This window comes from Micromonospora sp. HM134, assembly GCF_007833915.1.
GTDB classification, from domain to species: domain Bacteria; phylum Actinomycetota; class Actinomycetes; order Mycobacteriales; family Micromonosporaceae; genus Micromonospora; species Micromonospora wenchangensis.
On record NZ_CP041061.1, the window covers coordinates 3,903,970 to 3,928,178 of the forward strand.

At 74.8% G+C, this 24,209-nt stretch carries 21 protein-coding genes; 16 read left to right on the top strand and 5 right to left on the bottom strand.

The features are described 5' to 3' along the window. Positions 1-17 precede the first annotated feature (17 nt). Entirely contained in the window at positions 18-1,244 is a 1,227-nt protein-coding gene (locus FJK98_RS16680; protein WP_240762085.1) for an SLC13 family permease, read from the bottom strand. A 158-nt stretch (positions 1,245-1,402) separates the two neighbouring features. Between FJK98_RS16680 and FJK98_RS16685 the strand changes: the two genes are divergently transcribed. Beyond that, on the top strand, positions 1,403-2,419 hold the full coding sequence (locus FJK98_RS16685; protein WP_145919840.1) for a linear amide C-N hydrolase: 1,017 nt from the start codon (positions 1,403-1,405) through the stop codon (positions 2,417-2,419). A 23-nt stretch (positions 2,420-2,442) separates the two neighbouring features. Here the strand turns inward: FJK98_RS16685 and FJK98_RS16690 are convergent, their stop codons facing one another. Further along, positions 2,443-3,897, bottom strand: a complete 1,455-nt coding sequence (locus FJK98_RS16690; protein ID WP_145919841.1) for an LVIVD repeat-containing protein — start codon at positions 3,895-3,897, stop codon at positions 2,443-2,445. Between the two features lie 139 nt (positions 3,898-4,036). Here FJK98_RS16690 and FJK98_RS16695 point away from each other — a divergent pair, with 139 nt between their 5' ends. The 4 genes from FJK98_RS16695 to FJK98_RS16710 all read left to right on the top strand — a co-directional run bounded on the left by FJK98_RS16695 (position 4,037) and on the right by FJK98_RS16710 (position 9,399). Next, positions 4,037-4,717 (top strand): DUF305 domain-containing protein, encoded by a 681-nt coding sequence (locus FJK98_RS16695; protein WP_145919842.1) that lies wholly within the window; start codon positions 4,037-4,039, stop codon positions 4,715-4,717. Positions 4,718-4,775: 58 nt separating this feature from the next. Continuing rightward, positions 4,776-6,005, top strand: a complete 1,230-nt coding sequence (locus FJK98_RS16700) for a sensor histidine kinase (RefSeq protein WP_145919843.1) — start codon at positions 4,776-4,778, stop codon at positions 6,003-6,005. Continuing rightward, a complete protein-coding gene (locus FJK98_RS16705; protein WP_145919844.1) occupies positions 6,002-6,667 on the top strand; it encodes a response regulator transcription factor in 666 nt (221 codons plus the stop codon). Before FJK98_RS16700 ends, FJK98_RS16705 begins: the two co-directional genes overlap by 4 nt. A 254-nt stretch (positions 6,668-6,921) precedes the next feature. Beyond that, a complete protein-coding gene (locus FJK98_RS16710; RefSeq protein ID WP_145922816.1) occupies positions 6,922-9,399 on the top strand; it encodes an ABC transporter permease in 2,478 nt (825 codons plus the stop codon). A gap of 37 nt (positions 9,400-9,436) precedes the next feature. Here the strand turns inward: FJK98_RS16710 and FJK98_RS16715 are convergent, their stop codons facing one another. Together FJK98_RS16715 and FJK98_RS16720 are read right to left on the bottom strand one after the other, a co-directional pair. Next, positions 9,437-10,699: a nucleotide sugar dehydrogenase gene (locus FJK98_RS16715; RefSeq protein WP_145919845.1), complete on the bottom strand. Its 1,263-nt coding sequence runs from the start codon at positions 10,697-10,699 to the stop codon at positions 9,437-9,439. A gap of 114 nt (positions 10,700-10,813) precedes the next feature. Next, a complete protein-coding gene (locus FJK98_RS16720; protein WP_145919846.1) occupies positions 10,814-12,226 on the bottom strand; it encodes a serine/threonine-protein kinase in 1,413 nt (470 codons plus the stop codon). 500 nt (positions 12,227-12,726) lie between these two features. Here FJK98_RS16720 and FJK98_RS16725 point away from each other — a divergent pair, with 500 nt between their 5' ends. The 10 genes from FJK98_RS16725 (at position 12,727) to FJK98_RS16770 (ending at position 20,600) form a co-directional block, all read left to right on the top strand. Next, entirely contained in the window at positions 12,727-13,350 is a 624-nt protein-coding gene (locus FJK98_RS16725) for an RNA polymerase sigma factor (protein ID WP_145919847.1), read from the top strand. 16 nt (positions 13,351-13,366) lie between these two features. Continuing rightward, complete coding sequence (locus FJK98_RS16730; RefSeq protein ID WP_145919848.1) at positions 13,367-14,128, top strand: hypothetical protein; 762 nt, start codon at positions 13,367-13,369, stop codon at positions 14,126-14,128. A 142-nt stretch (positions 14,129-14,270) separates the two neighbouring features. Continuing rightward, entirely contained in the window at positions 14,271-15,506 is a 1,236-nt protein-coding gene (gene egtA, locus FJK98_RS16735) for an ergothioneine biosynthesis glutamate--cysteine ligase EgtA (protein WP_145919849.1), read from the top strand. After that, positions 15,503-16,840: an ergothioneine biosynthesis protein EgtB gene (egtB, locus tag FJK98_RS16740; RefSeq protein ID WP_145919850.1), complete on the top strand. Its 1,338-nt coding sequence runs from the start codon at positions 15,503-15,505 to the stop codon at positions 16,838-16,840. The genes egtA and egtB overlap by 4 nt, the downstream gene beginning before the upstream one ends. Before the next feature lie 16 nt (positions 16,841-16,856). After that, positions 16,857-17,612: an ergothioneine biosynthesis protein EgtC gene (egtC, locus tag FJK98_RS16745; RefSeq protein WP_145919851.1), complete on the top strand. Its 756-nt coding sequence runs from the start codon at positions 16,857-16,859 to the stop codon at positions 17,610-17,612. A gap of 39 nt (positions 17,613-17,651) precedes the next feature. Continuing rightward, a complete protein-coding gene (gene egtD, locus FJK98_RS16750) occupies positions 17,652-18,623 on the top strand; it encodes an L-histidine N(alpha)-methyltransferase (RefSeq protein ID WP_145919852.1) in 972 nt (323 codons plus the stop codon). Positions 18,624-18,994: 371 nt separating this feature from the next. Then, complete coding sequence (locus FJK98_RS16755; RefSeq protein WP_145919853.1) at positions 18,995-19,582, top strand: TMEM165/GDT1 family protein; 588 nt, start codon at positions 18,995-18,997, stop codon at positions 19,580-19,582. A gap of 39 nt (positions 19,583-19,621) precedes the next feature. Next, entirely contained in the window at positions 19,622-20,038 is a 417-nt protein-coding gene (locus tag FJK98_RS16760; protein WP_145919854.1) for a DUF1622 domain-containing protein, read from the top strand. Then, positions 20,035-20,400 (top strand): hypothetical protein, encoded by a 366-nt coding sequence (locus tag FJK98_RS16765; RefSeq protein ID WP_145919855.1) that lies wholly within the window; start codon positions 20,035-20,037, stop codon positions 20,398-20,400. Before FJK98_RS16760 ends, FJK98_RS16765 begins: the two co-directional genes overlap by 4 nt. After that, positions 20,397-20,600 carry a hypothetical protein gene (locus FJK98_RS16770; RefSeq protein ID WP_145919856.1) on the top strand — a complete coding sequence of 68 codons (204 nt, stop codon included), beginning with the start codon at positions 20,397-20,399 and terminating at the stop codon, positions 20,598-20,600. Before FJK98_RS16765 ends, FJK98_RS16770 begins: the two co-directional genes overlap by 4 nt. Before the next feature lie 57 nt (positions 20,601-20,657). Here the strand turns inward: FJK98_RS16770 and FJK98_RS16775 are convergent, their stop codons facing one another. Then, positions 20,658-22,535 carry a nucleoside-diphosphate sugar epimerase/dehydratase gene (locus tag FJK98_RS16775; RefSeq protein ID WP_145919857.1) on the bottom strand — a complete coding sequence of 626 codons (1,878 nt, stop codon included), beginning with the start codon at positions 22,533-22,535 and terminating at the stop codon, positions 20,658-20,660. 188 nt (positions 22,536-22,723) lie between these two features. On the opposite strand from FJK98_RS16775, the gene FJK98_RS16780 reads away from it, so the two are divergent. After that, positions 22,724-24,178: a polysaccharide biosynthesis tyrosine autokinase gene (locus FJK98_RS16780; protein WP_145919858.1), complete on the top strand. Its 1,455-nt coding sequence runs from the start codon at positions 22,724-22,726 to the stop codon at positions 24,176-24,178. The last annotated feature ends 31 nt before the right edge of the window (positions 24,179-24,209 follow it).

Here is a 24,209-nt window from a genome sequence, read left to right on the forward strand (position 1 = left end):
ACGGTCCCGCCGTCGGGTCAGCCGGCGGCCAGCAGGGCGAGCACCGCGGCGAGGGTGCCGAGCACCGCGACCACCGCGCTGGTCGCCACGAACCGGCCCAGCGGTACGGTCACCCCGGCGGCCCGGCACCGCTCGTACCACAGCAGGGTCGCCAGCGATGCCCAGGGCACCGCCAGCGGGCCCACGTTGGTGCCGATCAGCAGCGCCAGCAGCCGGGTCCCGTCGCCGGGTGGCAGCACCGCCTCCCCGGCCAGGTAGGCGGGCAGATTGTTGACCAGGTTGGCCAGCAGCGCCCCGGTGCCCCCGGCGCGCAGCGCCCCCACCGTGCCACCGGCGTCGGCGAGCAGCACGGACACCAGGTCGTCCAGCCCGTGCCGGCCGAGGGTCTGCACCACCAGGAACAGGCCGGTCACGAAGACCAGCAGCCGCCAGGGCAGCAGCGCCGGGCGCAGGGTCCGCCGGGACCGGACCGCGAAGCCGGCCACCACCAGCCCGGCGGCGACGGCGGCGGCGACACCGATCTCCACCCCGACCAGGATGCCGGCGACGAGCAGCAGGCAGCCGGCGACCGCCGTACCGAACAGCAGCCGGTCGGCCGGCCGGTGCGGCGGGGGAGGGGTGAACCGGTCGACGTCGCGTTTGCCCCGCCGCCAGTACCACAGCCACAACCCCGCCATGGTCACCCCGATCGCCGCGACCTGCGGTAACGCCATCCGGGCCGCGTACGCCGCCGGGGCCAGGGCGATCCGGTCGGCGGCGAGCAGGTTGGTCAGGTTCGACACGGGCAGCAGCAGGCTGGCGGTGTTGGCCAGCCAGACGGTGGTCATCGCCAGCGGCCCCGGGGCGACGTCCAGCTTGCGGGCCAGCGCGATCATCACCGGGGTGAGCAGGACCGCCGTGGTGTCCAGGTTGAGGGCGATGGTGGTGAGCGAGGCGAACCCGACGCAGAGCAGGAACAGGCCGGCGAAGCTGCCCCGGGCGGTGATCGCCAGCCGGGTGGCCAGCACGTCGAACACCCCGGCGACGGCGGTCAGTTCGGCGAGCACCACCACCGCGCCGAGGAAGAGCAGCAGCGGCAGGATGCGGTGCAGGGTCGCCTCGGCGTCGGCCCGGGGGAGCAGGCCGGTGACCACCGCGCCGAGGCCCAGCAGGGCCAGCCCGATCGCCACCCGGTCCAGCGGGTGCAGCCGCGGCCTGCGGGGCCGCTCGGTCGGTACGGGCGGTGTCCCGCCGGCAGGTGTCACGGCGCACGATCCTCGCACAGCCGGCCCGGCTCCGACGCCGCTTGGCCGCAACTGCCCGCCCGGCGATCCCGTGCCGGTCCGGGCCGGGTTCCGCCGCGCCGCCCGCGCGTACGGCCACGGTGGACATCGGCGGACGGCTGCCCTAGCGTTCAGGGGATATGCGCAGGATGCTGCTGGGGGCCGGACTGGCCCTGTTGCTCGTCGCCACCGGCTGTGCCCCGGCCACCCCGACGGACCCGGCCCGGCCCGGCCCGGCGTCGCCGTCCGCGAGCCCGCCGCTGGCCTCCCGGCAGGACCCGGAGCAGGCCCGGCGTACGCTGGACAGCCTGCGCAAGGTCGACGACCTGCCGCTCTACGAGATGACCTACGTCGGCGGCTACGACCCGACGGTGGGCACCGACGCCCGGCCGGACACCGGCCCGTTCGGCTGCTCCCTGTTCGTCGCCTCCGGCGACCCGGCCCGACCGCTGTTCGCCCGCAACTTCGACTGGGACGCCAATCCGGCGATGGTGCTGCGCACCGATCCCCCCGAGGGGTACGCCTCGGTCTCCCTGGTCGACCTGTCCTACCTGGGGGTGGGCCCGGACCCGACCGGTGACCGCCGGCTGCTCGACGCGCCGCTGCTGCCCTTCGACGGGATGAACGAGCGGGGGCTGGCCGTCGGGCTGGCCGCCGACGACACCGCGACGGCGAAGCCGGTGCCGGGCCGGCCCACGGTCGGCTCGGTACGCATCCTGCGGCTGGTGCTGGACCGGGCGGCCACGGTGGACGAGGCGGTGGCGCTGTTCGGCCGGCACAACCTCGACTTCGACGGCGGGCCGCCGCTGCACTACCTGCTCGCCGACGCGGGCGGCCGGTCGGCGGTGGTCGAGTTCGTCGACGGGACGATGCGGGTGCAGCGGGGGCAGGGGCGGTGGCAGGCGCTGACCAACGTGCCGGTGGTCGACGTACCCGAGCAGCAGCGTCGGCGCGACCACCGCTACGGCGTCCTCGCGGCGGCGCTGGACGCGGCCGACGGCCGGGTGGACCCGGCGGCGGCGCTGCGGCTGCTGGGCCAGGTGCGGCAGGGCCACACCCGCTGGTCGGTGACGTACGGGCTGCGGGACGGTGAGGTCCGGCTGGTCACCGTGGCCGGTGGCGGGCAGGAGCGCCGCTACCGGCTGCCGATCCGCTGACCCCGGGCCGTCGCCGGTCGGGTCTACCAGCTCAGGTAGCCGGCCTGGGTCTGCACGTTCAGCTCGGGCACCCGGACCAGGTCGGCCGTCCAGGTCCGCCAGTCGTTGAGCTTCAGCACGTCCAGGCCCTTCTGGATGTCGCTGGAGTAGATGTACCCGTTGTAGTAGTACGTCGACCAGGCGCCGCCGGTGGTGAGCTGGGTGTCCGACAGCGGCCCGCGCTCCCAGAAGCCGATCTCCTTCGGCCGGGTCGAGTCGGTGAAGTCCCAGACCGACACCCCGCCCTGGTACCAGGCCTGCACCATGACGTCCTTGCCGAGGACGGGGATCAGCGATCCGTTGTGGGCCACACAGTTCTCGGTGTCGGCGTTGGTGCGGGGGATCTTGTAGTAGCTGCGGAAGACCATCGTGCGGGCGTCGCCCCGGCCGGTGATGTCGTAGACGGCGTCCGCGCCCCGGTTCGGGCCGACGACCTCGTTGCAGGTGGCCGCGCCGCCGCCGCCGAGCTCGTCGGTGAACACCACCTTGGTCCCGGCGTTGTTGAACGTCGCCGAGTGCCAGAACGCGAAGTTGACCGTGTCCCGGACCCGGTTGATCACCCGGGGTGCCTCCCGGTTGCGGATGTCCAGCAGCACGCCGTCACCCATGCAGGCGCCGGCGGCCAGGTCCTTGGCCGGGTAGGCGGTGATGTCGTGGCAGCCGGTGGTGGCCGAGGTCTGCCCGGGGATGCCCTCGTATCCGCCGTCGGGGAAGAGGTTCGGGGTGGCCACCACGGCCGCCTCGGTGGGCTTGTGCACCGGGACCTTCACGATCGAGATGGAGTCGTGCGGCGGCTGGCAGTCGGGGAAGTCCGCCCGGGGGCTGTACGACGACACGTACAGGTAGACCGTCCTGCGGTCCTTGCCCGGGACGAGGGTGTGGGTGTGCGAGCCGCAGGCGGTCTCCACCGACTTGATGTAGCGCGGGTTGGCCTTGTCGCTGATGTCGAAGACCTTGATGCCCTCCCAGGACTCCTTCACCGTCGCCGGCTGGGTCGCACTGGCGCACGAGTCGTCGGTGCGGGACGAGTCGGTGGAGAGGAAGAGCAGGTCGCCGTAGACGGAGATGTCGTTCTGCGAGCCGGGGCAGAGCACCTGAGACACGATCTTCGGGGCGCTGGGCCGGGCGATGTCGTAGATGACGAAGCCGTTGTAGTTGCCGACGAAGGCGTACCGGCCCTGGAAGGCCATGTCGGTGCCGAGCGCGCTGGTGGTGTCGAACGGCGCCTGCTTGGGCAGGTTGGCGACCTGGCGCAGGTTGGGGCTGCTGGAGATCTCGTCGACGGCGAGGCCGGGGGCCGCCGGCGTCCCGCCCTCCGTCGCGGTGGCCGGTGCGGCGTTGCCCGCCGGGCTGGTGGCGACGCTCGCCACCAGCAGGCCGGCGGCGACCACGCTGACGATCTTCAGCTGCCGTGGTCGGGGCAGGGAGAACCTGATCATCGGCGGAACCCTTCGAAAGGGGACGATGCGTACCAGGAACCTTACCGGCCAGTGATGAGAGTTGATGTGATCTGCGTCACATCAATCAGTCGCGGTGAATGGATACGATCGCGGCGACCTCGATCGGAGGGGGAGTCGCATGACCGGCCGACGTGGACGCATCCTGCTCGCCGTCACAGTCGCCGCCGCCGTCCTGGTGCCGGTCGGGCTGGCCCTGCGCCCCGACGGGCCGCCGACCCCGACGGCGGCCACCCCCACCACGACGTCGACCACGACCGGGCCGACCGACGCCCCCGGAGTGATCGTGCCCGGCCGGCCGGGGGAGCCCGCCGCGACCCGGCCCGCGCAGGAGGTCCGCGCCCCCGGCACGCCCCGCTACAACACCCCCGACGTCTGGTTCGTGCGGATGATGATCCCGCACCACCAACAGGCCCTCCAGATGGCCGAGCTGGCCCCCGGCCGGGCCGCCAGCGCCCAGGTCACGGCGATCGCCGCCCGGATCAGGGGCGCCCAGGGACCGGAGATCGGGCTGCTGCGCGGCTGGCTCGACGCCCGGGGCCTGGCCGCCGGGGAACCCGGCCACGACCACGGCCGGATGCCGGGCATGCAGTCCCCCGAGGCGATCCGGCAGCTCACCGACGCCCGGGGCGTCACCTTCGACCGGCTCTTCGTCCAGCTGATGACCGCCCACCACACCGGCGCGGTGACCATGGCCACCCAGCTCCTCTCCGCCGGCGCCGACCAGCAGCTCAACGAGTTCGCCAACGCGGTGGCGACCGAACAGACCGTGGAGATCGCCCGGCTCCGCGCGCTGGTCTGAACCCGGTCGCGGCCGACGGGCCGCGACCACCCCGGACGGGGCACTACGCTCGGTCACCGTGAGCCGTACCCTGTTCGGTCGCCCGCTGCGCGGCGTCGCCTTCGACCTCTGCGTCAGCGCGCTGGTGGTGCTCTTCACCCTGGTCACGGCGGCCCAGCCGGGGGTGTGGACCCAGCCCGGCGGCTGGCCGTCGGCACTGGTCGGCCTGGGCATGGCGGTGGCCCTGCTGTTCCGGCGCGGACACCCCTCACTGGTCGCGGCGGTCGTCGCCGCACTGGCGTTGGTCCAGGTGGCCGCCGGGTGGGGGCCGCTGGCCTACGACATCGCCGTGCTCATCGCCCTCTACAGCGTGGTCAAGTACGCCGACCGGCTGCGCGACGGCGTGCTGGCCGGCGCCGTCGCCGCCGTCGGGGTGCTGCTGGCCGCCTCGCAGACCGTCTCCCAGGCCGCCTGGTGGGCCACCGCGATCTACTTCGGCCTGATCACCGGCGGGGTGTGGCTGGCCGCGCTGAACGTCCGCACCCGCCGCCTCTACGTGCTCAGCCTGGAGGAGCGGGCCGCCACCCTGGAGCGGGAACGCGAGGCCGAGGCCCGCGCCGCAGTCGTCGGCGAACGCGCCCGGATCGCCCGCGAGCTGCACGACGTCGTGGCACACAGCATGGCGGTGATGATCGTGCAGGCCGACGGGGCCCGGCTGATGTTCGACCGGGACCCGGACACCGCCCGGCACGCGGTCAAGGTGGTGGCCGACACCGGCCGGCAGGCCCTGGAGGAGATGCGCCGGCTCGTCGACGTGCTGCGTGAGCCCGACCCACCGGAGACGACGACCGGCCCCGGCGCGGACACCCCCAGCGGCGAGCCGGAACGCCGCCGCGCCACCGTCGCCGAACTGCCCGCGCTGGTGGGCCGGTTCCGCGACGCCGGCCTGCGGGTCGGGTACCGGGCCGGGGACGTGCCGGCCACCCTGCCACCCGGGCTCGACCTGACCGTCTACCGGGTGGTGCAGGAGGCCCTGACCAACACCCTCAAGCACGCCGGGGTCGGCGCGCACGCCACGGTCGTGCTCGGCGTCGACGACGGGCTGGTGGTCCGGGTGACCGACGACGGGCGCGGCCGGCCACCGGCCCGGCCGGCCCCCTCCGGCGGGCACGGCCTGGTCGGGATGCGCGAGCGGGTCGGCGTGTACGACGGCCGCCTCACCGCCGGCCCCCGAACCGGTGGCGGGTGGCAGGTCGAGGTACGGCTGCCGCTACCGTCGACCCCGGAGGCGGAGGTGATCGCGGCATGACGGTGCGAGTGGTGATCGTGGACGACCAGGCGCTGGTCCGGGCCGGATTCCGGATGGTGCTCGACTCCCAACCCGACCTGAGCGTCGTCGGCGAGGCGATCGACGGGGCGGACGCGCTGCGGGTGCTGGCCGGGGTCGAGGCCGACGTGGTGGTGATGGACCTGCGGATGCCGACCATGGACGGGGTCGAGGCGACCCGCCGGATCTGCGCGGCCTCCACCGACGGCCGGCCCCGGGTGCTGGTGCTCACCACGTTCGACACCGAGGCCGACGCGTTCGCCGCGCTGCGCGCCGGGGCCAGCGGGTTCCTGCTCAAGAACGTGCCGCCGGAGGAACTGCTGGCGGCCATCCGGGTGGTCGCCGAGGGGGACTCGGTGGTCGCCCCGTCGATCACCCGTCGGCTGCTCGACCGGTTCGCCGACCGGCTCGGCCCGGCGCCCGCCGAGGACCCGCGACTGGCCCAGCTCACCGACCGGGAACGGGAGATCCTGCTGCTCGTGGCGCAGGGGCTGGCCAACGCCGAGATCGCCGCCCGGGTGCACGTCGCCGAGGCGACCGTGAAGACCCACGTCGGGCGGATCCTGGCCAAGCTCCAGCTCCGCGACCGGGTCCAGGTGGTGGTCCTGGCGTACGAGAGCGGCCTGGTCACCCCGGGCGGGTGAACCCGGGTACGACCTGGGTCGTACGGGTCACCACGGTCGGGGTCGACCTGTGGCGCAGCCGGGTCGCGCGTACGGGTGGACGCGGGCCGCCGGGGCGCTGCCTAGCGTCGGAGGGGACCCGTACCACGCCGACCGGGAGTCCCCATGTCCGTGCCTGCCGCCGTCCGTCCCGCGCCCCGGCCACCCGCCGGGGACCGCCGCCCCGCAGGCCCCCGGGCCGGCTCCGGCCGCCACCGGTGGGGGCGGTGACCGGGATGTGGCGGTTGACCCTGGGTACGCTGCGCGCCGACGTGCTGCGCCTGCTGCTCTCCTCGGTGGCGATCGTGCTCGGCGTCGCCTTCGTCGCCGGCACGCTGATGCTCACCGACGGCATGCGGGCCGGGGCGTACGAGCGGGCCGGGGCCTTCGACCGGCACACCGACCTCGGTGTCTACGCCGACCGGGGCACCCTGCCGCCGTCCCTGGTCGACCGGGTGGGCACGGTCGACGGGGTCACCGCGGCGGCCGGGGAGCTGACCGCCCTCGCCGGCGTGGTCGGCGTCGACGGCCGGCCGGTGCCCGGCGTCGGGTTGCTCGCCGCGATCCCCACCGAACCCGCGCTGCGCTCCTACGACGTGGTCGCCGGCCGGCTGCCCGACCGTCCCGGCGAGGTGGTCCTCGACGCGCCCACGGTCGCCGCGCAGGGATTCACGCTCGGCGGCCCGGTCGGCGTCGGCGGCGCGACCGGCGCGGCCCGCCCGTACACCCTGGTCGGCACGGTCGACGTGGCCGGCAGCACGCGTGACGTCGGCGGCCCGTTCGTCGGGCTGGTCGGCGCGGACGCGCTGGCCGTCAGCGGGAGACCGGGTTACGACCGGATCATGGTGGCCGCCGCCCCGGGGACGGCCGGGCCGGCCCTGGCCGACCGGGTGACCGCCGTGGCCGGCGGGGACGCCACGGTGAAGTCGCGGCAGCGCATCCTCGACGAGGCCGTCGAGGACGGGGTACGCGACCTCGACCAGTTCCGCCTGGTCCTGCTCATCTTCGCCGGGGTGGCGGTGGTGGTGGCCGGGTTCGTCATCGCCAACACCTTCGCCATCGTGCTCGCCCAGCGGGCCCGGCGGACCGCGCTGCTGCGGCTGGTGGGGGCCCGTCGGGGGCAGGTCTTCCGGGCCGCCGTGCTGGAGGCGGCGGTGCTCGGGCTGGCCGGCTCGGCCCTCGGGGTCGGGCTCGGGGCCGGGCTGGCCGCCGGGGCGGCGGCCCTGGTTCCCCGGCTCGACCTGCCGCTGTCCGTCGCCGGCCTGACGGTGACCGGCCGGACGGTCGGGGTCAGCCTGCTGCTCGGCATCCTGGTCACCGTCGGGTCCGCGCTGCTGCCCGCCTGGCAGGGCACCCGGGTGTCGCCGGTGGCCGCCCTCACCGACGCCGCCGGGCACCCGGCCCGGGGCGCCGGGCGGGTCCGGCTGACCCTCGGCGCGCTGGTCGGCGTCGCCGGCATCGCCGCGCTGGCCGGGGCCGCCGCCGTCGGGCAGATCGTCCTGGTCGCGGTGGGCGGGGTGCTGTCCTTCTTCGGGATCGTCCTGTTCGGTCCGCTGCTGGTGCCGGCGCTGGTCCGGTTGCTCGGCCGGCCGTTGCGGCCGGTGTTCGGGGCCACCGCCGCGCTCGCCGTGGCCAACGCGGCCCGCAACCCGCGCCGGGTGTCGGCGACCGCCACCGCCCTGGTGATCGGCATCGGGTTGGTCTCGGCGTTCGTGGTCGGCGCGGGCAGCGTCAAGGTGGGCGTCGAACGCGGGGTCGACGCCCGCATCGGCGTCGACTTCGTGGTCACCGGCGTCGGCGTCGAGCTGCCCGCCCCGCTCGCCGGTGAGCTGGCCGCCCGACCCGAGGTGGGGGTGGTGCACGAGCACCGCAACCGGGTCGTCGACGGCGTGGAGCTGCGTTCGGCCCATCCGGCGCTGGTCCGGCGTACCCTCGCCGCGGTCGACGCCGGGGACGTCGCGGACCTGGGGCCGGGGTCGGTGCTGGTGCACCGCGGGCTGGCCGCCGCCCGGGGTTGGCGGGTGGGGTCGACGGTCACCGTCGCCGGGCGTCCGTTCCGGGTGGCCGCGGTGGTCACCGACGACGGCCCGGCGTCGCCCGGGGTGCCCGCCGGGCACGTCGTCGACTTGGTCGATCCCGACTTCACCGCGCTCTACCCCGACGAACGCGGCCAACTGGTCGAGGTGGAGCCGGCCGACGGGGTGTCCGCCGAACGGGCCCGCGCCGCCGTCGGGGCGGTGGTCGCCCGGTATCCGACGGTGAACCTGCTGGACCAGGCGGCCTACAAGAAGATGCTCACCGGCACGGTGGACATGCTGCTCGCCTTCGTCACCGCGCTGCTCGGCCTGGCCGTGGTGATCGCCCTGGTCGGCGTCGCGAACACGCTCAGCCTCTCGGTGGTGGAACGGACCCGGGAGAACGCCGTGCTGCGCGCCGTGGGGCTGTCCCGGGGGCGGATGCGCCTGCTGCTGGCCATGGAGGCGGTGCTGACCGCCCTGGTCGGGGCGGTGCTCGGCACCGCGCTGGGGGTCGCGGTCAGCGCCGGCACGGTGGCCTTCGTGGCCCGGCTCGGCGGCGGCTTCACGCTGGTGCTGCCCTGGGACCGGCTCGGGCTGGTCCTCGCCGTGGCGGTGCTCGCCGCGCTGGCCGCGTCGGTGCTGCCGGCCCGGCGCGCCCTGGCCCGCCCGGTGGTCGAGGCGCTCGGCGCGGAGTGACCACCGGCCGTCGCCCCGCCGTCCGGCGGGGCGACGGTCAGAGCCGTTCCACCATCTCACCCCGGCACCGGTCCCGGGTGTCGAAGACGTACCGGGCGTGCCGGGTGACCAGGTCGTAGTCGAAGCTGTCGTGGTCGGTCACCAGGACCACCGCGTCGGCCGCCGCGACCTCCCGCGCGGTCAGGTCGACCACCACCACCCCGCCCGGGATGTGCTGCGGTTCCGCGTACGGCTCCACCGCGTGCACGTCCGCGCCGAGCGCCTGCAACCGGCGGGCCACGTCGACCGCCGGCGAGTCGCGCATGTCACCGGTGTTCTTCTTGTACGCCAGCCCGAGCAGCAGCAGCCGGGCCCCGTTGACCGGGCGGCCGATCCGGTTCAACCCGGCCATCACCCGCTGGGCCACGTGCTCGGGCATCTGGTGGTTGATGTCGTCGGCCAGCTCGATGAACCGGAAGGGTCGGCCCAGGGTGCGCTTGACCTGCCAGGACAGGTAGCACGGGTCGATCGGCAGGCAGTGCCCGCCGACCCCCGGGCCGGGCCGGAACGGCATGAACCCGAACGGCTTGGACGAGGCGGCCTCGATGGCCTGCCAGGCGTCGATGCCGAGCTGGTGGGAGGCCATCGCCAGCTCGTTGATCAGGGCGATGTTGACCTGCCGGAAGGTGTTCTCGATCAGCTTGGTCAGCTCGGCCACCCGGGTCGAGTCCACCGGCACGGTCCGCTCGACCAGCCGCCGGTAGAAGCCGTCCACCCGGGCCAGCGACGCCGCGTCCACCCCGGACACCACTTTCGGGGTGTTCTCCAGCCGCCACGTCGGGTTGCCCGGGTCGATCCGCTCCGGGCTGTAACCGAGGTGGAAGTCACCCGGGCTGCGCAGCCCGCTCGCCGCCTCCAGCAGCGGCCGGAGCAGTTCCTCGGTGGTGCCCGGGTAGGTGGTCGACTCCAGCACCACCGTGCAGCCGCGCCGGACGTACGGGCCGACGGCGGTGCCGGCCTGCTCGACGAAGCTCAGGTCGGGGACCCCGTCGCGCAGCGGGGTGGGTACGGTGATCACACAGATGTCGAAACCCTCGGCGTCCGGGTACTCGGTGCTCGGCCGGTACCGTCCGCTGGCCAGGGCCCGGCCCAGCCGGTCGGCCGGGATGTCCTCGACGAAGGATTCACCGGAGGCGAGCCGCTTGACCCGGTCGGCGTCGACGTCCAACCCGACCACGTCCAGCCCGGCCTCGACGGCGCGCATGGCCAGTGGCAGTCCGACGTATCCCTGGCCGATGACGACCAGCTTCTGTGCGTTCACCCGGGGCTCCCTGCAAGCGTGTCCTTGCAGGGAGCCTAGATGGCGATATGGCGATCTACGTCCGTTTTGGTATTCCTGGGGTCCGCGGTGTTCCCGGTGCCCGGCGACGACCGGTCAGCTGCCCGGGGGCGCCTGGTTGGTGCCGCCCGTGCCGCCCCCGCCGCCCGCCTCGGTCGGGGTCGCCGTCGGCTCACCCTGGGGCGGCCCAGTGGTGGGCGTCTCCGTCGGGGGTGGCCCGGAGGTGGCCGGCTCCGACGGGGTGGGCGGCGCGGACTTCGTCGGTAGCGGCACGGATGAGCCGTTCGGCAGCGGCGTCGGGCTGACCGAGACCGACGGCGACGGCTTCTCGTACTGGCTGGTTGGGCGGGGCGGACGCTGCGACTCCTCGGAGCCGGTCTCCTCGACCACCGCCGGGACCTCCGTCCGGTCGGTGGGCGCCACCGCCGGGCCGGTGCTGCGGATGTTCGGCACGCCGCTGTCGAGCGACTTCGAGGCGCCCAACGCGGCACCGAGCGCGGTCAACGCCACCAGCACCGCGGCCAGCGCGCCGACCAGGGAACCCCGGCGGCCCCGCCGCGACCCCGAGCCGACCACCGTCTGCCCGGTGACCGCCGGGCCGACCCGCACGCCGTCGGCCCCGGACGGGTCGCGCAGCGGTGTCGTCACCAGCGCGGTGGTGGCGGCGGCGGTGTCGTCACCGGCGGCGGCGCGGGCGGCGGTGGCCATCTCGGCACCGGTGGCGAAGCGGTCCGCCGGGTCCTTCTCCAGGGCCCGCGCCACCAGGGCCCGGACCGCCGCCGGGATGTCCGCGGGCAGCTCCGGCGGCTCGTCGTCCAGGTGCCGTACGGCCACCTGGAGCGGGTTGTCCCCGGTGAACGGCGGTTGCCCGGTCAGGCAGCAGTAGGCCACCGCGCCGAGGGCGTAGATGTCGGTCGCGGCCGAGACCGGCCGGCCGGACGCCTGCTCGGGCGCCATGTAGAGGGCGGTGCCCGGCACCGCGTTCGTGCTCGTGATGCTCGTCACATTGGTGGAGCGGGCGACGCCGAAGTCGACGAGCACCACCGTGCCGTCCTCCTGCACCAGCAGGTTGCTCGGCTTGACGTCGCGGTGCACGATGCCGCCGGCGTGCGCGGCGTGCAGGGCCTGGGCGGCCTGCGCCACGACCGACATCGTCTCGGCCACGTCCAGGTGGCCGGCGGACTCGATCCGCCGCGACAGCGGTTCGCCCTCGACGAACTCCATGACCAGGTAGTCGGCCCGGCCGCCGTCGGCGAGCCGGTCCTCACCGCAGTCGAAGACCTGCACGATGCCGGGGTGACGCAGCGCCGCCATGATCCGCGCCTCGGCGCGGAACCGGGCGATGAAGTCGGGGTCCGAGACGAGCGCCGGCAGCAGCACCTTCACCGCGACCTGGCGACCGAGAACCAGGTCGGTGGCCCGCCACACGTCGCCCATGCCGCCGGTGGCGACACGTTCGTCCAGGCGGTAGCGACCGCTGAGCACGACCTCGGATGACAACACCCCCATACCGTACCCAGGGTCCTCCCGTCCGGCAGACGCCGATATCCCTTCCGGTTCTTCGTGGGACGACCTGTCCGGGTCCCGGCGGGGGATGACCTGACGGGCGGTCACCGATGATTGACGCGGGGTCACCGGGGGTGCGTCGTGACCTCGGGATCGGGACGACGGGCGTCGCGGGCGGGCGTCCGGACGGTGATCGGCGTTACTCCGACGCGCCGCCAGAGAGATTGATCTATCTCACCCTTTCCGCCCGGTCGACCGCTTGCCTGCGCCCCGCTCCGGCTCCTAGTGTTGCCCCCTCTGGCCCGTCCCGGTGCCGGTACCGCGCCCAGATCCGACGCCGTACTCTCCCCGGCGGCGTCCAGACGGGTCACCCGACCTCCGGCGTCGGGTGCGAGCGGGGCAGCGGGGGGGCTGAAGGTGCGCGAAGGGGTCCGCTGGTCGGGCCGGGGCGGCGGCATGTCCGCCGGCCGCCGGCCCGGGTCGGTCGACGGGGCGGCCCGGCCGTGACCGATGACCTGACCGGGGCGGTCGCGGCGGCGCAGGCCGGCGACGAGGAGTCGTTCCGGGTCCTCTACCGCAGCCTCCAGCCGGGCCTGCTGCGCTACCTCACCGCGCTCGTCGGCCCGGACGCCGAGGACGTGGCCTCCGAGACCTGGCTGCAGATCGCCCGGGACCTGTCCCGGTTCACCGGCGGCGAGTTCCGCGCCTGGGCGGTGACCATCGCCCGGAACCGGGCCATGGACCACCTGCGCCGGCAGCGTCGCCGCCCGTCCCTGCCGGTGCCCGTCCAGGCCCTCAGCGACCTCGCCAGCGACGCCGACACCGCCGAACGGGCCGGCGAGACGATCGGCACCGAGTCCGCGCTGGCGTTGATCGCCACCCTGCCGCCCCGGGAGGCCGAGGCGGTGCTGCTGCGGGCGGTGATCGGGCTGGACGCCGAGACCGCCGGCCGGGTGCTCGGCCGCCGGCCGGGTGCGGTCCGCACGGCCGCGCACCGGGGGCTGCGCCGGCTGGCCGCGATGCTGGAACGCGGCGACGCCCCCCGGTCGTCCGACGACGAGCGGGTCGCCCCGCCCCGCCCCCGGCCGACGCCGCACGCGTCGCGGGCCGAGCCGGCGGACGGCTGACATGACGGGAGACTGGATGAACCTCCGCCGGTCGGCCCGCTCCGGCCGGCCGGAGAGCCGGGCCGAGGCCGAGCGGCTGCTCGATCCGACCGGGCCCGACGCCCCGCCGCCCACCGACGACCCGCTCACCCGGTTGCTGGCCGCCGCCGCCGCACCGGCGCGCCCCGAGGAACTCGCCGGCGAGCAGGCGGCGCTGGCGGCGTTCCGGGCCGCCCGGGGCGCGGCGGCACCCGGGCCCGCCCCGGCCGTCCGGCGGCGTCCCCGGCTGACCACCGGCGTGGTGGCCTGGATCGCCGGACTGGCCGCCACCGCCACCGCCGGGGTGGCCTTCGCCGCCGTGACCCTCGACCGTCCCGCCGAGCGGGCACCCGGACCCGTCCCGTCCGTCACCGGGACCGGATCGGCCCCGCCGTCCCCGCACCGGTCCGAGCCGTCCCGGCAGAGCCCGTCGCGACGGCCCGGCGGCACCGCGCCCGGCGGCGGCCCCTCGGTGCCCCCCGCGCCGCCCGGTCCGGGTGGGCCGGCGAACGCCGGCAAGCTGGTCGGGCAGTGCCGGGCTTACCTGGCCAAGCCGCCCCCGCAGCGGGCGAAGGCGTTGACCAAGCCGGGCTACGCCGACCTGGTGGCCGCCGCGGGCGGGGCCGACCGGGTGGAGGCGTACTGCCGCACCGTGGTCCCGCAGCGATCGCCCTCCGGTCCGCCCGGCGGCACCGGCGGGCCACCCGCCGCCACCGGCGGTCCGGCCGGCCCCGGTGGTGGGCACGGCCGTAAGAACTAGTCGAAAAGGCTTCACAATTATTTCTTCCCGTCGGGTCTGCGGGATCGGTCCTTGAGACAGAAGATGGAGGACGGGCCGGCCCACGGCGGCCCTGCCCACCGGCCGGCATGGCCGGACCCTGCGTCGGGAGGGGGACCTTCTCGTGGTGACGTCGCCGGGGCTGGACCGGTCGACCGTGCTCGGCGAGGTTGCCGGGGCGGCCGGGCACCTGGCCCGCATCTGCTTCAAGACCGGGCCACCCACCCTCACCGGCGTCGAACTGGAATGGACCGTCCACGACGCCGCCGACCCCGCCCGGCCACTGGACCGGGCGCGGCTACGAGCGGCACTCGGGCCCCACAGCCCACCCACCCTGGACGACACCGGCCCGGCCCGCCCCCTGCGGCACGGCAGCACCGTGACCGTCGAGCCGGGCGGCCAGGTGGAGGTGTCCACCGCGCCGCGATCCTCGGTCGCCGCGCTGGTCTCGGCCACCCAGGCCGACATCGACGAACTTGACGCCCTGCTCGCCCGTGCCGGACTGGTGCGCGGGCGGACCGGCATCGACCCGTGGCGGGCCCCCCGCCCGGTGGTCGACACCCCGCGCTACCGCGCCATGCGCTGCGTCTTCGACCGGCGCGGCCCGGCCGGGCAGACCATGATGTACAGCACCGCCGGCCTCCAGGTCTGCCTCGACGTCGGCCCGGCCGCCGGCCTGGCCGAGCGTTGGGCGGCGGTGCACGCCATCGGCCCACCACTGGTGGCGGCCTTCGCCACCGCCGACCGGCACGCCGGCCGGCCCACCGGCTGGGCGTCCGCCCGGATGGCCGCCTGGCTGGACATCGACCCGGCCCGCACCGGCCCGGTCTGGTCGGCGCAGCACCCGGACCGGGACCCGGTCGCCGCCTGGACGGAGTACGTCCTCGCCGCACCACTGCTCTGCCTGCGCCACGCCGGCCCCGACTGGACACCCCCGCCCGGGGTCACGTTCGCCGACTGGATCGCCGGGGCGCTGCCCGACCCGCCCACCACCGACGACCTGGAATACCACGTCAGCACCCTCTTCCCACCGGTGCGTCCGCGCGGCTACCTGGAGGTCCGCTACCTCGACGCGCAACCCGGCCGGGACTGGACGCTTCCCCTGGCCGTGCTGACCGCGCTGCTGGGCGACGACCGGACGGTGCGGGCGGCCCGCACGATCGCCGCGCCGGTGGCCGACCGCTGGCGCACCGCCGCCCGGCGGGGGCTGGCCGACCCGGCCCTGGCCGGGGCCGCCGTGGCCCTGCTCGACCTGGCCCGGGAGACGCTGCCGACGCTGGACCTGCCGTCCGAGACCCACGACGAGATCGACCGCGGGATCCGCCGACGGATCGCCGCCGCGGAGAGGGGAGACCGGTGACCACCACCGAACAACCGGGCGCGCAGGCCGAGCCGCTGCGCAGCCGGATCGCCGCCGAACTGGCCCGGACCCGGGCCCGTACCGACGCGTTGACCAGCGCGGTCGACGACGACGACCTGGTCCGGCAGCACTCGACGCTGATGTCCCCCCTGGTCTGGGACCTGGCCCACGTGGGCAACCAGGAGGAACTGTGGCTGGTCCGCGACGTCGGCGGGCGGGAGCCGGTGCGGCGGGACATCGACGACCTGTACGACGCGTTCAAACAGCCCCGCAAGGACCGCCCCGCCCTGCCGCTGCTGCCCCCGGCCGAGGCGCGGGCCTACGTGGCGACCGTGCGGGACAAGGTGCACGACCTGCTCGACGGGGTCCGGTTCACCGAGCGGCCGCTGGTCGCCGACGGCTTCGTCTTCGGCATGATCGTGCAGCACGAGCAGCAGCACGACGAGACCATGCTCGCCACCCACCAGCTGCGCTCCGGGCCACCGGTGCTCGACGCGCCCCCGCCCCCCGAGCCCCGGGCCCGGGTCGCCGCCGAGGTGCTGGTGCCGGCGGGGCCGTTCACCATGGGCACCTCGACCGACCCGTGGGCGCTGGACAACGAACGCCCGGCGCACACCGTCGACCTGCCCGCGTACGTCATCGACGCGACGCCGGTCACCAACGGGGCGTACCGGGAGTTCCTCGCCGACGGCGGGTACGACGACCCGCGCTGGTGGAGCGCGGCCGGCTGGCGGCACCGCACCGAGGCCGGGCTGACCGCGCCGATGCACTGGCGACGCGACGGCGACGGCTGGGCGTACCAGCGGTTCGGCCGGTGGGCACCGGTCCGCGACGACGAGCCGGTGGTGCACGTCTGCTGGCACGAGGCGCAGGCGTACGCGCGCTGGGCCGGCAAGCGGCTGCCCACCGAGGCGGAGTGGGAGAAGGCGGCCCGCTGGGACCCGGCGACCGGCCGGTCCCGGCGCTGGCCGTGGGGTGACGACGAGCCGACCGCCGAGCACGCCAACCTGGGGCAGCGGCACCTGTGGCCGGCGCCGGTCGGGGCCTACCCGGCGGGCGCCTCGCCGCTCGGCGTGCACCAGTTGATCGGCGACGTCTGGGAGTGGACGGCGAGCCCCTTCCACGGCCATCCCGGCTTCGCCGTCTTCCCCTACCGGGAGTATTCGGAGGTGTTCTTCGGCGGCGACTACCGGGTGCTGCGCGGTGGCTCGTTCGGCACCGACCGGGCGGCCTGCCGGGGCACCTTCCGCAACTGGGACCACCCGATCCGGCGGCAGATCTTCAGCGGTTTCCGCTGCGCCCGTGACGCCCGGCCCGAGGAGGCCCACGGGTGAGAGGCGGCGTCGCCTGATGTGCCGGCACCTGGCGTACCTCGGCCCCCCGGTGACCCTGCGGTCGCTGCTGTACGACCCGCCGCACTCGCTGGTCCGGCAGTCCTGGGCCCCCCGGGACATGCGCGGCGGCGGCACGGTCAACGCCGACGGCTTCGGCGTCGGCTGGTACCCCGGCGGCGGGGAGGGGCGCGACGCAACCCCCGTGCGGTACCGGCGGGCCGGCCCGATCTGGTCCGACCCGACGCTGCCCGAGCTGGCCGCTGTCACCACCTCCGGCGCGGTGCTGGCGGCGGTGCGCTCCGGCACGGTCGGCATGCCGGTGCAGGAGAGCGCTGCCGCGCCCTTCGCCGAGGGGCGGTGGCTGTTCAGCCACAACGGGGTGGTGCGCGGCTGGCCGGACTCGGTCGTCGGGCCGGCCGGCGGCCTGCCGGTGCGGGACCTGCTCACCCTCGACGCGCCGACCGACTCGGCGCTGCTGTGGGCGCTGGTCCGGCACCGGCTGCGGGCCGGCGCGCCGCCGACCGAGGCGGTCACCGCGACCGTCCGGGAGGTGGCCGCCTCGGCCCCGGGATCACGGCTGAACCTGCTGCTCACCGACGGTGTGTCGGTGGTGGCGAGCGTGTGGGGGCACGCGCTGTCGGTGCGCGCCGACGACGGCACGGCGCTGCTGGCCTCCGAGCCGGTGGACGACGCGCCCGGCTGGCGGGAGGTGCCCGACCGGCGGTGGGTCCGGGCGGGACCGGACGGCGTGCACGTCGGCGAGCTGGATTGACCGGAGGAACAGCACCTTTTCGGTACAGGAGAGGACGACATGAGCGCGGAACCGCTGGAGATCTACCTGGAGGAACGGGACCTCGACCGGGCGCTGCGGTCCGACGTCCGGACCGGGTTGGCCGCCGACCCCAAGTGGCTGCCCCCGAAGTGGTTCTACGACGCCCGGGGCAGCGAGTTGTTCGAGGAGATCACCCGGCTGCCGGAGTACTACCCGACCCGGGCGGAGCGGGCGGTGCTGGCCGTCCGGGCGCCCGACATCGCGGCGGCGACCGGGGCGAAGACGCTGATCGAGCTGGGCTCCGGTTCGTCGGAGAAGACCCGGCTGCTGCTGGACGCGTTCACCCGGCACGGCGGGCTGGGCACCTTCGTGCCGCTGGACGTGTCGGTGAGCGCGCTGCGGCAGTCCACCGCGCAGATCGCCACCGACTATCCGGCGCTGCGGGTACGCGGCATCGTCGGCGACTTCACCCGGCAACTCGACCGGCTGCCGACCGGTGGCCGCCGGTTGGTGGTCTTCCTGGGCGGCACCATCGGCAACCTGGTGCCGGCCGAGCGGGCCGACTTCCTGGCCGCCATGCGCGCCGCCCTGGAGCCGGGCGACCACCTGCTCATCGGCACCGACCTGGTCAAGGACCCGGCGGTGATCGTCCCGGCGTACGACGACGCGGCCGGGGTGACCGCCGAGTTCAACCGCAACGTGCTGCGGGTGATCAACCGGGAGCTTGCCGCCGACTTCGATCCGGACGCGTTCGCCCACGTCGCCCACTGGGACCCGGCGCAGGAGTGGATCGAGATGCGGCTGCGGGCCCGACGCCCGATGCGGGTCCGCGTCGACGCGCTCGACCTGACCGTCGACTTCGCCGCCGACGAGGAGTTGCGTACGGAGGTGTCGGCGAAGTTCCGGCCGGCGGGGATCGGCGCGGAGTTGACGGCGGCCGGGTTCCTGCCGACGGAGTTCTGGACCGACCCGGACGACCTGTTCGGGGTGACCCTGGCCCGCGCGGCCTGACCGACCGCGCCGGGACCGCCGCCTGACCGACCGCGCCGCCGCCTGACCGACCGCGCCGGAACTGCCGCCGGCCGGTCCGCCGGGGCGCGACCGCCGGTGACGACACCGCCGGCCGGTGCGTCGGGGCGTCGACGGGCACCCTCCGGGGTGACGTGGCGCACCCGGCGCACCGGCCGGTCGGGCCGGTCGGTTAGGCTGGCGGCGCGAAGGGGAGTAGCCCCCAATGTCGTGGTCGACACACTGGTGCGTTCCGCACCCGGCCACGCGGCCCCACCAGCGGTGGGGCGGGCGAGACCTTCGACTCAGGCTGTCACACAGCCGGGTCGAGGTCGCCCCGTCACCTCCTCCCGGCCTGATCGGGAAGGTTCCTCATGGACGGTTTCCTCGTCGCGCTGGTCGTCAGCTTCGGCGTCATCTTCGTCGCCGAGCTGGGTGACAAGTCCCAGCTCATGGCGCTCACGTTCGCCACCCGGTTCAAGACGGTCCCGGTGCTGATCGGCATCACCGTCGCCACCGCGATCGTGCACCTGGCCTCGGTGGCGATCGGGGTCGGCCTGAACGCGGCCCTGCCCACCGGGTGGATCTCGCTGGTCGCCGGCCTGGCGTTCCTCGGCTTCGGCGCCTGGACGCTGCGCGGGGACAAACTCACCGAGGAGGAGAAGCGCAAGGCGGAGAAGACCGGCAAGTCCGCCATCGTCGCCGTCGGTGTCGCGTTCTTCCTGGCCGAGTTGGGCGACAAGACGATGCTCGCCACCATCACCCTGGCCACCAAGTACGGCTGGTTCGGCACCTGGCTCGGCTCGACGCTGGGCATGGTGGCCGCCGACGCCCTGGCGATCCTGGTCGGCCGGCTGCTCGGCCGGCACCTGCCGGAGCGGACCATCCGGTACGGCGCGGCGGTGCTCTTCGCCATCTGCGGCCTGTGGCTGATCCTGGAGGCGGTGCGGGAGCTGTCCTGACCTCCGACTAGCCGGGGTGCGGGCGGGTAACGCCACCCGGTGAGGGTGGACGAGCTGCTGCGCCACGGCGACGCGGTCGTGGTGGGGGTCGTGGAGACCATCGGCGCGACCGTCATCGTCGTCGGCGCGCTCTGGGCGGCGCTGCGGATCGTGGTCGAGGGGCTGCGGCACCGTAGCGCCGCCGTGTTCACCCCGATCCGGCTCTCCCTCGGCCGGTTCCTCACCCTCGGCCTGGAGTTCCAGCTGGCGGCGGACATCCTGCGGACCGCGGTGTCGCCGACCTTCGCCCAGCTCGGTCAGCTGGCCGCGATCGCCACCATCCGGACCGCGCTGAACGTCGTGCTGCGCCGGGAGATCGCCCAGGAGAAGCGGCAGGTGGCCGCCGGCCCGGACGCCGGTGACGGGGCGCGCCCCGACCCGCAGCCGGCCCCGGGCGGCGGCGGGAACCCCGGATGACCGACCTCGCGGTGCTGCTCGCCACCGTGGTGAGCGCGCTGGCCCTCGGTGTCGGCGGGGTGGTGCTGCTGACCGTCGGGTCCTGGCGGACGGCCCTGCGGGTCCTGCTCGACCTGCTGGTCGCGGCGGGCCTGCTGCGGCTGGCCGGCGGACCGGGGTGGCCGGCGCTGGCGTCGGCGGTCGCGGTCGTCGTGCTGCGCCGGATGCTGTGGTCCGGCCTCAACCCGGCGTCGCCCGCCGCGCCGCCGACTACCGACCCCCCGGCGTGGGTAAGCCGAGCACATCCCCACCGGGGGCAGCAGCACCTCCCCACCGGGGGCGGCAGGGCACGAACCGGATGTGACGGAAGGATTCCCCTATGAGCCGGCACGACGAGCCGAACGAGTACGGCTTCGCGGGCGGGGCCACCGCCCCGCAGCCCCCGCCGGGTGGCCGCTCCGACGAGCAGGACCGGGCCGAGGCGGTCGCGGTGCCGGGCGATGACCTGACCGGGTCGGTCACCGAGGCGCTGGAGGAGACCGAACCGGACGGGCGGGACGAGGCCGCCCGGCGTCACCGCTGACCGGTGACCACCGTCCGCCCGGCGGCTGCCGGGGACACCGGGCGGACGGTGGTGGGGTCAGCGTGGTGACGGCAGGGTGGACAACCGGGCGGTGCCGTCGACCGGGCCGAGGTGGTCGTCGCAGCACGCCGCCAACCGTTTGACCAGTTCCTCCGGGTCGCCGTACGGGTCGAGCCCGGCCAGTTCGGCGGGGTCCAGCGCGGGGACCCGGACGTGGGAGATGAGCGGGTGCAGCGGCCGGCTGTCGATCTCGTCGACGCCGAACAGGTCCTCGTGCAGCTTCTCCCCGGGGCGCAGGCCGGTGTAGACGATCTCCGGGGGCTGGGCCGCCTCGGCCGCCAGCCGCTGGGCCACCTCGGCGATGCGTACCGGCTCGCCCATGTCCAGCACCAGCGCCTCCCCGCCCCGGCCGACGACGGCGGCCTGGAGCACCAGGTGCACCGCCTCCTGCACGGTCATGAAGTACCGGGTCACGTCCGGGTGGGTCACGGTGATCGGCAGCCCGGCCCGGACCTGGGCCTGGAAGGCGGTGAGCACCGAACCCCGGCTGCTGAGCACGTTGCCGAAGCGGACGCTGAGGAACGCCCCGCCGTACCGGTCGGCGTAGTGCGCCGTCAGCCGCTCGGTGATCCGCTTGGAGTAGCCCAGGACGCTGATCGGGTTGGCCGCCTTGTCGGTGGAGATGTTCACGAACTCGGCGACGTCGCGGCACGCCTCCAGCACGTTCAGCGTGCCCTGGACGTTGGTCTTGACCGCCTCGCCCGGGTGCCGCTGCAACAGGGTGAGGTGTTTGAGGGCGGCGGCGTGGAAGACGATGTCGGGCCGCCGTTCGGCGATGATCCGGGCGATCCCGTCGGCGTCGCGGAGGTCGGCGAGGATCAGCTCCGGCCCGTCCAGCAGCGCCCGGCCGTGCAGGGACATCTGGAGTGCGTGCAGCGCCGACTCGTCCCGGTCGAGCATCATCAGCTCGCCGGGGTCGCAGCGGGCGATCTGCCGGCACAGCTCGGAGCCGATCGAGCCACCCGCCCCGGTGACCAGGACCCGGCGTCCGGCGAGCCCGTTGCGCTCCACGGGCAGGTCGGCGACCCGCTGGGCCCGCCCGAGCAGGTCGGTGAGTTGCAGGTCGCGGACGGCGTGCGCGGTGACCGGGCGGTCCAGCAGCTCGCGTACGGGCGGCAGCACCTTGAACGCGGCGCCGGCCTGGAGGGTGCGGCTGCGTACGTCACGCATCAGTTCGGCGTCCGAGCCGTTGATCGAGAAGATCACCGTGCCGGCCCGGGTGCTGCGGACGGCCTGGATCAGTTGCTCCCGGCCGCCGAGCACCCGTAGCCCGGCCACCCGCAGCCCCTGCCGCTCGGGGTCGTCGTCGAGCAGCCCCACCGGCAGGTATCCGCTGGTGGGGTCGCCGAGCAGTACCCGGACGAGGCGTTCGCTGGCCGCGTCGACCCCGTAGATCAGGGTCCGGTCGGCCGAGCGGGCCGGTCGGGCGTCGCGGTCGCGCCGCCACCGGTAGGTGACCCGGCCGGCCCCCATCAGCAGCAACGCCACGGCGGCGCCGAGGATCGGCACGCTGGCCGGGACGGGTCGTTCGGCCATCGGCAGCAGGGCGGCCAGCGCCACGGCGGCGGCCAGCGCCACGGTGCCGCCCAGGTCACGCGCCTCGCCGACGCTGCCCACCGGGTGCCGGCCCCGGGCGGTGAACCGGACCTGTTCGAGCGCCGCGTGGATCACCGCGCACACCCCGGCGGCGCCGAGGGCGAGGGCGCACTGCCGGGGGGTGATGCCGAACTCGTACCGGGCCCAGGAGGCGACCAGGAAACCCGCGCACCAGGAGGCGGTGTCGAGCGTTAGCAAGGACAGGGCCTTCGCGCGTCGCGTGACCCAGTCGCGTCGCTGGCTGGGGTCGTCGTCGGGCTGGGGGTCTACGTGATTCATTGGCGTCCCCTGCGTTTTGTTCCGTGATTGCGAGGATTCGGCACTGGCAAGCGGTTTGCATCGTATACGTTGTTTTTGCCACTTAAGGGGCTACTCGCAGCGTTTAGACACTCTCATGCGCTTATAGGAACCTAGGGAGACTTCGTGCTTTTTCACCAGCTGGCCGTTCCGCCGGAACGGAGGGCGTGATGGACGTCCGCACCTGCCTGCGCCTGGTCCGCCGACACTGGTGGATCGTCCTGGTCACGCTGATGCTGACGGTCGGCTCGGCGGCGCTGGTCACGGTCCGCACGGCGCCCCGTTACGTGGCCTCGGTGACCTTCTTCGTCACCGCCCCCAACCAGGGCGTGAGCAACGCCTACCAGGGCGAACTCTTCCTCCAGCAGCGTGTGAAGTCCTATGCCGACCTGCTGCGCAGCGACCGCCTGGCGCAGGCCGTGGTCGCCGACTCCGGCCTCGGCCTCACCGCCGACGACATCCAGCACCGGGTCGCCACCTCGACCGAGCCGGGCACCGTGCTGCTGCAGGCCAGCGTCACCGACACCGACCAGACCCGGGCGATGAAGGTCACCGAGGCCCTGTCGGCCAAGTTCGTCGAGCTGGTCAAGAAGATCGAGACCACGTCGGACGGCAAGGCCGGACCGACCCGGATCGAGGTGGTGGGCGGCCCCCGGGTCAGCGCCAGCCCGGTCTCCCCGCAGCCCAACCGCAACCTCGCCCTCGGCGTCCTGGTCGGGCTCCTGCTCGGCGTGGCGCTCGCCGTGCTGCGCGGCATGGTCGACGTGCGGCTGCGTGACGCCGCCGGCCTGCAACGGGCCACCGGCAGTCCGCTGCTCGGCGACATCCCGTTCGACCAGGGGGCCAAGGCGGCACCGCTGATCGTCGGCGAGGCGGCGACGTCGGCCCGGGCGGAGGCGGTCCGCAAGCTGCGGACCAACCTGCGCTTCGTGGACGTGCACGAGCCGGCCCGGGTGATCGCGGTGACCAGCGCGTTGCAGGGGGAGGGGAAGACCACCCTGTCCTGCAACCTGGCGATCGCGCTGGCCGAGGCGGGCTGGCGGGTGCTGCTGGTCGACGCCGACCTGCGCCGCCCCAAGGTCGCCGACTACCTCGGGGTCGACGGCGGTGTCGGGCTCACCGACGTGCTCGTCGGCGACGTCCAGGTCGGTGACGTGGTGCAGCGTTGGGGCGACAAGTCCCTGCTGGTGCTGCCCAGCGGCTCGACCCCGCCGAACCCGAGCGAGCTGCTGGGGTCCAAGGCGATGGCCGACCTGCTCCTCGCGCTGCGCGAGTCCGCCGACATCGTGGTGATCGACACCGCGCCGCTGCTGGCCGTCACCGACGGCGTGGTGGTGGCCGTGCAGGCCGACGGCGCGTTGCTCGTCACCCAGCAGGGCCGTACCTCACGCGCCCAGGCCGCCGCGGCGGCCCGGTCCCTGCACTCCGTGTCGGTGCGGCTGCTCGGGTGTGTGCTCAACATGGCCAAGGTGGCCCGCGCGGACGCCTACCAGTACGAGGCGTACCGGATCGCCACCACTTCGGGGACGTCGGTGCCGGCCGACCGGGCCACCGCCGCCCACCGCGACGAGGGGCTGCACCCCGTCGGCGACCGGACGCAGGAACTCACCCGGCTGCCGCGATGAGTGCCGCCGCCGGGCCGCCTGCGGGCGGGGC